This window comes from Psychrobacter sp. FME5, from assembly GCF_014861375.1.
Taxonomy (GTDB): Bacteria; Pseudomonadota; Gammaproteobacteria; order Pseudomonadales; family Moraxellaceae; genus Psychrobacter.
This window is the reverse complement of the sequence record NZ_RRYX01000127.1, coordinates 1-8022: the sequence shown is the minus strand read 5'-3', so window position 1 is coordinate 8022 and position 8022 is coordinate 1. Positions and strand designations below refer to the sequence as shown.

The window sequence follows — 8022 nt, the reverse complement described above, 5'->3', positions numbered from 1 at the left end:
TTCTTCTTTGCCGATGCTTATGCGTCATGGCAGCGAGGAACCAACGAGAATACCAACGGCTTAATCAGAGAGTTCTTGCCTAAGGGTTGTGACTTTAGACAAGTCTCTGATAATGAGATACAGGACATTGAGAATAAACTAAACAACAGACCAAGAAAACGCTTAGGGTTTAAAACGCCCAATCAGGTGTTCTATAATATAATTTAGCGTTGCACTTGGTATGTTAATCTAAGTTTGGAATATATTTGAGAGTTGGCTCACTAGCTAGTGGGTTTTAGCGTAGTTAGTAACTCAACTAGCTGAGATTCTCTTTTCTCTCATAGTATTAAACACATATAGTATTAAGCACAAATTTTAAGAATTTCATCAGTAAATATCAAGTGATTACTGTTGTTTTGACAGAAATTCGCTGATAACTATTTATCGCTGATAATTACTAAGGTAGCTAGGAGGTAACTTCCAAGCTATATGACTTAATAAGCGTATATATTGCGTAATTTATAGCGCTTCTACGGCTTCGCCTTGTTGAGGAGCCTGTTGTAAGTTCTCTTGTGATTCTAATAAAGCTTCTTGTTGTAGCATGGCTTCTTGTGGATCTTGTTGCTGTATAGGCTCTTGTTGGTTTTGCATTGCTTCTTGTTCTAATTGCATTGCCTGTTGTTGATCGGCATTGTTATTCGTGCTCGCTCTTGATACAGACTGGGTTTCGCTAATTTCAAATGGGTTAGCTTGGTTTGATCCTGATTCGTTTTCAGCCTCAAGCGTGGTTGCAGTAGCAGCATTTTGCATATCTGCTGGTGCGGTTTCAGCAGGAGCTGCCATTGCTAGACTTGGGATAGTAAGCGCAGCGCCAACTAGTAACGATAAAGGTAGGGTACGGTTTTTCATTAATTACTTCCTTAGTTTACATTCTCATAGTGTCAGTTTAAAGGGTTTTAAACTTGACCTGTATTTAGCCTTCTGCTTATATTACGAATCTATTTAGTATTTCAAATGTATATATTTACTATATCTAACATATTATACATAGATAAAATAAAATCATGATAATCGTTAAACGACTATCATGATCGATTCGTATAAGGAGACTTACAAGCTAATCTAAATCACTTATAATCTCTAAGCAGGAGAGTATCAACTAAGCGACTGATGTTTCAGTAGTGAATGCATTAAATTTCTAACTGTTCTATGTCTTATTGTGAGGTTATGAAACTGTCATCCTCCTGCTTTCTTTAAAATAGTCTCTGTCAGTTCCTTAGCTGAATTCTATACAGCCCCTAAGATTAAATACACTATCGTTTTTTATTCAACGACTATATATTTACCAGTGTTCGGGTCAACGACACGTTGTGGCGTTTCATTATTAGGTACGCGAGTCACTGGAAAAGTCTGATTGACCTCGGTTTTGTCAATGGCATCAGCCTCAGCTTCTTCACCAACGACAACAGTGCGATCAGTACCATCTTCGATAGCGACTGCTGTCCCTTCAGCCGTGTTCACTTTTTTGATTTGATCGTCTGGGACAATATAGACTTCTTTAACGCTATATTTAGCAGGGCGAATAACACGATTGGTTTCAATGGTGACAGGTTCTACACTGCGCTCTTCATCGATGGCGATTTGCGCTTCCGGCGCTTCAACTTCTTTTACTTCGCTCATGATAGGCGTTGGGAATTTAGCCCCAAAGTGGTTATCACACTGCTGCATACTTAGACGTACTGGGTTGCCAGCTTTGTCAGTGTAAACGTTGACAGGCATATCGGCAGCGATAGGCACATATTTTCCAACCAATGCACCCGAAACACCGTAGCGACCATTTGATTGGCCAACCCCTAAATCGCAGGCGCCTGCTGAATAACTGCTGGTCGCTAAGTTATTATTATTAACAACATCTTGTGGAATCATGACTTCTGACAAGCGCATTTTTTTGACCGCCGTTTCACCCGTTTGGCGTTTTGGGTTTTGATAAGTATAAGGCGTATAAAATTTGGCTGAGCCATCCTTCACGGCCATGGCACACTCATCATAGCTATCATAGCCAACGTTACCATGACTGTCAGTGGTCATTGCCGCATTAGCAGAGACTGCAAACATAGCCAGACCTGATGTCAGTATAGCGGCGGTCAATACATTCAATTTCATGATTATTTCCTCTTAATTATGACTGTTAATTTTAATTGGTATTTTTTAGTCGTGCTTTTTTTAACAAAGCTGGTTAATGGCAATGATTAGTAGCATTTAGCGCAGCTGGATTTTTGATGTGTTAACTGACCGTATAGAGAGTCGGTTAAATGAGATGGTAAAGCTGAGTGATAAAAGCTGAGTCATAAAAATAATGCCATGACCTGCTCTATCCTACGTCAATCATTACGATATGGCTGTGACATTAGGCTAGGAATGTGTAGCATAATGTATTAAAAAATCGAAAAGCGGCAACATCGTTTACTAAAGAAGTACGTTATTATTATTCATTAACATTTGCTTGAATGATGCTAGAAAATATAGACCATAAAAAACCGCATCTTATTTCAAGATACGGTCATTGATATGTTAATCATTCTTGATAGCATCAAACTTTTCTCGCTTGCTGTTCGCAGGCGTGACAGAGGCTACAAAAAATTTATAGCCAATAGCACTGTCTCGGTTTTATAGTGAATCCACTATAGCTTTAATGATCAATCACTTCAAAGCTAAGACCAGCGTGCTCTTTTAGACGGGTTAGCAGTTTGTCACCCATTGCAGAGGCAGGTGTCCAAAATCCACCGCCTACCTCTTCTTTACTAACGTCCTGCGCCAAACACAATGCCGCTTGTGACAGCATCCGTGAGGTACTGCCATAACCGGGGTCTTTGTCACCAGTAACCTTGGTGTTAATCGTGTCTTTATTAGCAGTGGTACCGAACAGGCGAATATCATAATAGCCATTGTCTTGGTCTTCTTTAGACGGGCCAGAGCCTGATTTAGGCAATACGTGTTTAGAAAGTAGCTCACGACTTGGCTTAATCATCATTGCGGTGGCAAACCCAAACAAACCTGCACTCATCGCATAGCTCGATAATTTACCTTTGACGCCATCTTTCATCCACATTGCTTCGTCATATTTAAAATCGCGACCATATTCGTAACCAAGCAGTTGGTTACTGCGATGGACGATACGAGTATTGATGCTTGCCATTACAAAAGGAGCAAGCCAGCGTTGGTGTTCGCTATCGTACTCAGGTTTGCTAACATTAGCTTGGCGTACATTTGGCGCATCTTTATCATCGTTAAGCAAGTAAGGGTTTGCCACTTGTTTGCGACGTGATTTATCTTGGCCGACTTCTTCAAAGATAGTCGCCATCGAGGCTATCGTACCGCCAGACAGGCCACCTTTTGCTGCTTTGACCCGCATATGAATCACATCACATGCCTCACCAAACTTATCTTCTGCTTGCTGCTGAGTAAAGTAAACGCCTAAGTCTGATGGAATAGAATCAAACCCACATGAGTTGACGATACGAGCGCCGCTTTGTTTTGCCGCGTCCTGATATTTGTCCATCATATCTTTGATAAAGATGGCTTCGCCGGTTAGATCGACATAATCAGTACCGTTACTGGTACAAGATTTAATCAGCGGTTCGCCATATTTAAGGTAAGGCCCGACGGTCGAAATAATGACTTGGGTTTGTTTGGTCATCTCATCGAGGCTGGCGGCATCCTTGCTGTTAGCAATGATAGTATCGACTTTGCTGGCAAGTTTAGACTGTAATTCATTCAACTTTTCTTCGTCACGACCGGCTATTGCCCAGGTAACATTGTCGCCATTTTTATCTTTAGCATTAGACAAAAACTCGGTTAAATAATGCGCTGTTATTTGTCCCACAAAGCTTGTGGCGCCATATAAAACGACAGCATAAGGGCGTTTTTCATGACTATTCTGTGGTGTCTTTGAAGTATCCGTATTGGTATCCATATTTATTATCCTTAATAGGTATTTGATGACTGAATCAGTGATAAATATTTATATCTTGCTGATAACTATATAGTAAAGTATTTATCGGTCGTAAAAATGACTTGTAAGTTATTGTTTATAGTAGATTGTATGATGCTAATGATAGAGATAGAATAATAGCTAAATTTCTATAAACATAAGTTCTATAAATTCGGTAAAAGGCGGTAAAGTATTAAGATTCGCTACAAAGGTTACATAACCTACCGATATCATTACTAAAAGGTACGTTTTCTGGAGATAGAAATTGCTAATCTATGTTTGTAAGCAGTTCTAACAAGCATTAAGAAAACAAAAAATAAAAGAGATACTAGATAAGGTAATACGGATATCCATAATGCTAGTCTTATTATTCTTTATTGAATATGAGCTAAATATCTGGTATCTCAACAATAATTTGAGGAGAAGTTTATGTTTCGCTGGGCTATTATTTTTGCGGTAATCGCATTGTTAGCAAGTTTCCTAGGTTTTGGTGGTGTCGCTGGATTATCTAGTAATTTAGCTTATATCTTCCTAGTAGTAGCGGTTATCTTGTTCATCGTTGCCTTTGTTGGTAGAAAAATGTAATGGTTGAACCCTTTAACGATAAGAATAATCTATAAGAAAAAGCGTCCTTGAAGGACGCTTTTTTGTGAGTGGTACAATTAATAAAACAGCTTTTGAAAGGGTGGGATATCCTTGAGAAGTATCATAAGCGTTTTGGCTGAATAATATGCTCCATACGTTTAGCCAAACGAATATCATGGCTGGTGATGCCACCTGTATCACCAGTAGTAAGGCGTACTTCGACTATGTTGTATGTATTGCGCCATTCAGGGTGATGCTCGAGTGCTTCAGCATGAAATGCTGCTTGGTTCATAAAACTCATGGCTTCGATAAAATCACTAAAGTGGTAGGTTTTTACGATTGCATTACCATTGCGCTGCCAGCCGGGTAACCCTTCTAGCTGCAAATTTACTTGTTTGTCAGATAAACTACTCATGGTGATATCCTTTATTATTATAGTGGGTTAGCTTGTTTTAACTGGTAACTTAAAGGTCTGTATTGATGACTAAATAGCATCATAAACTCTATCAATAGTATAGGACAAAAAACCCACCTATTGCTGATGTCTTATTATATATTTGGCTACAAACATACAATGAGCGATATCAGAAAAATAGGAGGGCAGGGGTACAGCTACGTTTAGAAGGTAGTAATAATATGTTAGGTAACAGCGATAGAATTTACATACTGTATGTCGTCATAAGACATGCGGTTATAAAACCTAATTATTTCCTTTAGACTATAGTAAATCTTGATACTCAGGATGTTTGTCGATATAAGACGAAACAAATGAGCATTGTGGGACCACTTTTTTATCGTGCTCGCGTGCATAATCTAATGCATGTTTGACTAGTGTCGAGCCGATGCCTTGTCCACCCAATTCTTGCGGTACGATCGTGTGATCATAAACCAGTTTGTCATCACGCTCTTTATAACTGATATAGCCCGTATGTCCCTCAACCGTCGTTTCAAAACGTTTGGCCTGTTCATTGTGAGTGATATTTATATTTTGTTTACTCATATATGTATTCTCCATTGTTATCGTCGGATGTGACTTGTTTATATAGTCCGTTCAAAATAATAGCACGGTATTCTTTTTACAGTGAATCTACTTATAGTGCTGCTTGCAGCCAACTTGATTCTATTATCGATCTTTTTAATTTAAATTTATAGTCCTTTACCGTAAGAGTAGATAGGGCAAATGTTAAGAATGATGCCGTTTACTGGCTGATTTTGTACCAGTCACGCAGCCCAGTCACGCAGCATAGTATCGTGTATCCATTTTATTCAGTATCAGCTATACAAAGTACAGCGCGCTAGGACAAAAGCTGTAAAACCAGTGCTAAAGCAACCTGTCGGCTTGCAGGGTATGCGCCACAATGCGATAATGGCTTATAATTTGTAACCCTGATTTTGAGGTGTAGCGCGCTTGGCATTATTGCTGAGTATGATTTGCTTGCCTCTTCTATGCAGTCTATCGGAGTGTTAATGGCTCAATATATCTACACGATGAACAACGTGTCCAAACTTGTTCCGCCTAAACGCGAGATTCTAAAGAACATCAATTTATCGTTTTTCCCAGGCGCCAAAATTGGTGTATTGGGTATCAATGGTTCAGGTAAATCAACCTTGCTCCGTATCATGGCGGGTGTAGATACCGAGTTTAGCGGTGAAGCCCGCGCGCAAACTGGCACCAAAATCGGTTATCTACCGCAGGAACCACAGCTTGATGACAGTAAAGACGTACGTGGTAACGTCGAAGACGGTATGCGCGAGGCGTTAGATGCACTAGCACGTTTGGATGCTATTTATGCAGAATATGCGGAACCGGATGCCGATTTTGATAAGTTGGCCGAAGAACAAGGCAAGATGGAAGACATCATCCAAACGTGGGACGCGCATACCTTAGATACCCAATTAGAGAAAGCAGCTGATGCGCTACGTCTGCCGCCGTGGGATGCTGACGTTAGCAAGTTATCGGGTGGTGAAAAACGTCGTGTGGCACTATGCCGCCTGTTATTATCACGCCCTGATATGCTATTACTAGATGAGCCAACCAACCATTTGGACGCTGAGTCCGTAGCATGGTTAGAGCAGTTCTTGCAGAACTACAGCGGTACTATCGTTGCCATTACCCATGACCGTTATTTCTTGGATAACGTTGCCCAGTGGATCTTGGAGCTTGACCGTGGTCATGGCTATCCGTACGAAGGCAACTATACTGAATGGCTCGAGCAAAAGAATACCCGTTTAGAGCAGCAAAATAAGCAAGAAGAATCGTTTGCTAAAGCGCTGAAAAAAGAGCTGGATTGGATTCGTAAAAACCAAAAAGGCCAACAAGCCAAGTCTAAATCTCGTGTACAGCGTTTTGAAGAGTTGAACTCACAAGAGTTCCAGAAACGTAACGAGACCTCTGAGATTTATATTCCACCTGGTCCGCGTTTGGGTAATAAAGTCATTGAAATCAATGATATTTCTAAATCATTTGGCGACCGTTTGCTCTATGAAAACCTGAGCTTTAACGTGCCAGCTGGCGCTATCGTTGGTATTATTGGTCCAAATGGTGCAGGTAAAACCACGCTATTTAACATGATTACCGAACGTGATACGCCAGATACGGGTTCAGTCGATTTGGGTGAAAGTGTCAAGGTTGCCTATGTCGGTCAGGTACGTGACAATTTAGATGATGAAAAAACCGTTTGGGAAGAAGTGTCTGACGGCTTAGATATTATTACCGTTGGTGATTACACCACGCCAAGCCGTGCCTATATCGGTCGCTTTAACTTCAAAGGCTCAGACCAACAAAAGCACGTCGGTCAATTATCTGGTGGTGAGCGTAACCGTTTGCAATTAGCGAAGACGCTAAAGCAGGGCGCGAACGTCTTGCTCCTTGATGAACCCTCAAACGATTTGGACATCGAGACCTTGCGTGCGCTAGAGGATGCGATTCAAGTATTCCCAGGCACCGTCATGGTGGTGTCGCATGACCGTTGGTTCCTTGACCGTATCGCTACCCATATCTTGGCGTTCGAAGAAGAAGGCCCAGTGTGGTTCGATGGTAACTATTCTGAGTTTGAAACTTATCGCAAAAAGACCATGGGTGATGATGCCACTCCTAAGCGTATGAAATACAAAAAGATTACTAACTAAGAGAGCTGCTTAAAAAGAGCAAGTTTAATAGCACTTAGATTAACACACCAAGTGCAACGCTAATTAATATTATAGAACGCCTGCATAGGCGTTTTAAACCCTAATCGTTTTCTTGGTCTGTTGTTTAGTTTATTCTCAATGTCCTGTATCTCATTATCAGAGACTTGTCTAAAGTCACAACCCTTAGGCAAGAACTCTCTGATTAAGCCGTTGGTATTCTCGTTGGTTCCTCGCTGCCATGACGCATAAGCATCGGCAAAGAAGAAGGAAGTAAAGAGCTTTCGTTTCACCTTCTTATGCTGAGCAAACTCTTTACCATTGTCAGAGGTAATGGTCTT

At 40.7% G+C, this 8022-nt stretch carries 9 protein-coding genes; 3 read left to right on the top strand and 6 right to left on the bottom strand.

Annotation, left to right across the window (positions count from 1 at the left end; all coding sequences use genetic code 11):
* On the top strand, positions 1-207 hold a 207-nt coding region (locus EI161_RS12545), incomplete at its 5' end, for an IS30 family transposase (protein WP_192524905.1).
* A gap of 291 nt (positions 208-498) precedes the next feature.
* On the opposite strand, the gene EI161_RS12540 is transcribed toward EI161_RS12545, so the two are convergent.
* The 3 genes from EI161_RS12540 to EI161_RS12530 form a co-directional block, all read right to left on the bottom strand.
* Entirely contained in the window at positions 499-888 is a 390-nt protein-coding gene (locus tag EI161_RS12540; protein ID WP_192529692.1) for a hypothetical protein, read from the bottom strand.
* A 414-nt stretch (positions 889-1302) separates the two neighbouring features.
* Positions 1303-2142, bottom strand: coding sequence for a hypothetical protein (locus tag EI161_RS12535; RefSeq protein ID WP_192529691.1), 840 nt, complete (start codon positions 2140-2142; stop codon positions 1303-1305).
* Between the two features lie 526 nt (positions 2143-2668).
* Positions 2669-3952, bottom strand: a complete 1284-nt coding sequence (locus EI161_RS12530; protein ID WP_192529690.1) for a saccharopine dehydrogenase family protein — start codon at positions 3950-3952, stop codon at positions 2669-2671.
* Between the two features lie 447 nt (positions 3953-4399).
* Here EI161_RS12530 and EI161_RS12525 point away from each other — a divergent pair, with 447 nt between their 5' ends.
* Entirely contained in the window at positions 4400-4555 is a 156-nt protein-coding gene (locus EI161_RS12525) for a DUF1328 domain-containing protein (RefSeq protein WP_192522713.1), read from the top strand.
* A 121-nt stretch (positions 4556-4676) separates the two neighbouring features.
* Here the strand turns inward: EI161_RS12525 and EI161_RS12520 are convergent, their stop codons facing one another.
* Positions 4677-4970 (bottom strand): 4a-hydroxytetrahydrobiopterin dehydratase, encoded by a 294-nt coding sequence (locus EI161_RS12520; protein WP_192522712.1) that lies wholly within the window; start codon positions 4968-4970, stop codon positions 4677-4679.
* A 303-nt stretch (positions 4971-5273) separates the two neighbouring features.
* Positions 5274-5555, bottom strand: a complete 282-nt coding sequence (locus EI161_RS12515) for a GNAT family N-acetyltransferase (protein WP_192522711.1) — start codon at positions 5553-5555, stop codon at positions 5274-5276.
* A 467-nt stretch (positions 5556-6022) separates the two neighbouring features.
* Here EI161_RS12515 and ettA point away from each other — a divergent pair, with 467 nt between their 5' ends.
* Positions 6023-7684, top strand: coding sequence for an energy-dependent translational throttle protein EttA (ettA, locus tag EI161_RS12510; protein ID WP_192522710.1), 1662 nt, complete (start codon positions 6023-6025; stop codon positions 7682-7684).
* A gap of 59 nt (positions 7685-7743) precedes the next feature.
* Here the strand turns inward: ettA and EI161_RS12505 are convergent.
* On the bottom strand, positions 7744-8022 hold a 279-nt coding region (locus EI161_RS12505), incomplete at its 5' end, for an IS30 family transposase (protein WP_192529689.1).

What these genes read in the sequence shown, in the direction of transcription:
- EI161_RS12520 (WP_192522712.1), bottom strand. Translation starts at nt 4,970, where the DNA reads ATGAGTAGTTTATCTGACAAACAAGTAAATTTGCAGCTAGAAGGGTTA.
- EI161_RS12515 (WP_192522711.1), bottom strand. Translation starts at nt 5,555, where the DNA reads ATGAGTAAACAAAATATAAATATCACTCACAATGAACAGGCCAAACGT.
- EI161_RS12525 (WP_192522713.1), top strand. Translation starts at nt 4,400, where the DNA reads ATGTTTCGCTGGGCTATTATTTTTGCGGTAATCGCATTGTTAGCAAGT.
- EI161_RS12540 (WP_192529692.1), bottom strand. Translation starts at nt 888, where the DNA reads ATGAAAAACCGTACCCTACCTTTATCGTTACTAGTTGGCGCTGCGCTT.
- EI161_RS12535 (WP_192529691.1), bottom strand. Translation starts at nt 2,142, where the DNA reads ATGAAATTGAATGTATTGACCGCCGCTATACTGACATCAGGTCTGGCT.
- EI161_RS12530 (WP_192529690.1), bottom strand. Translation starts at nt 3,952, where the DNA reads ATGGATACCAATACGGATACTTCAAAGACACCACAGAATAGTCATGAA.
- ettA (WP_192522710.1), top strand. Translation starts at nt 6,023, where the DNA reads ATGGCTCAATATATCTACACGATGAACAACGTGTCCAAACTTGTTCCG.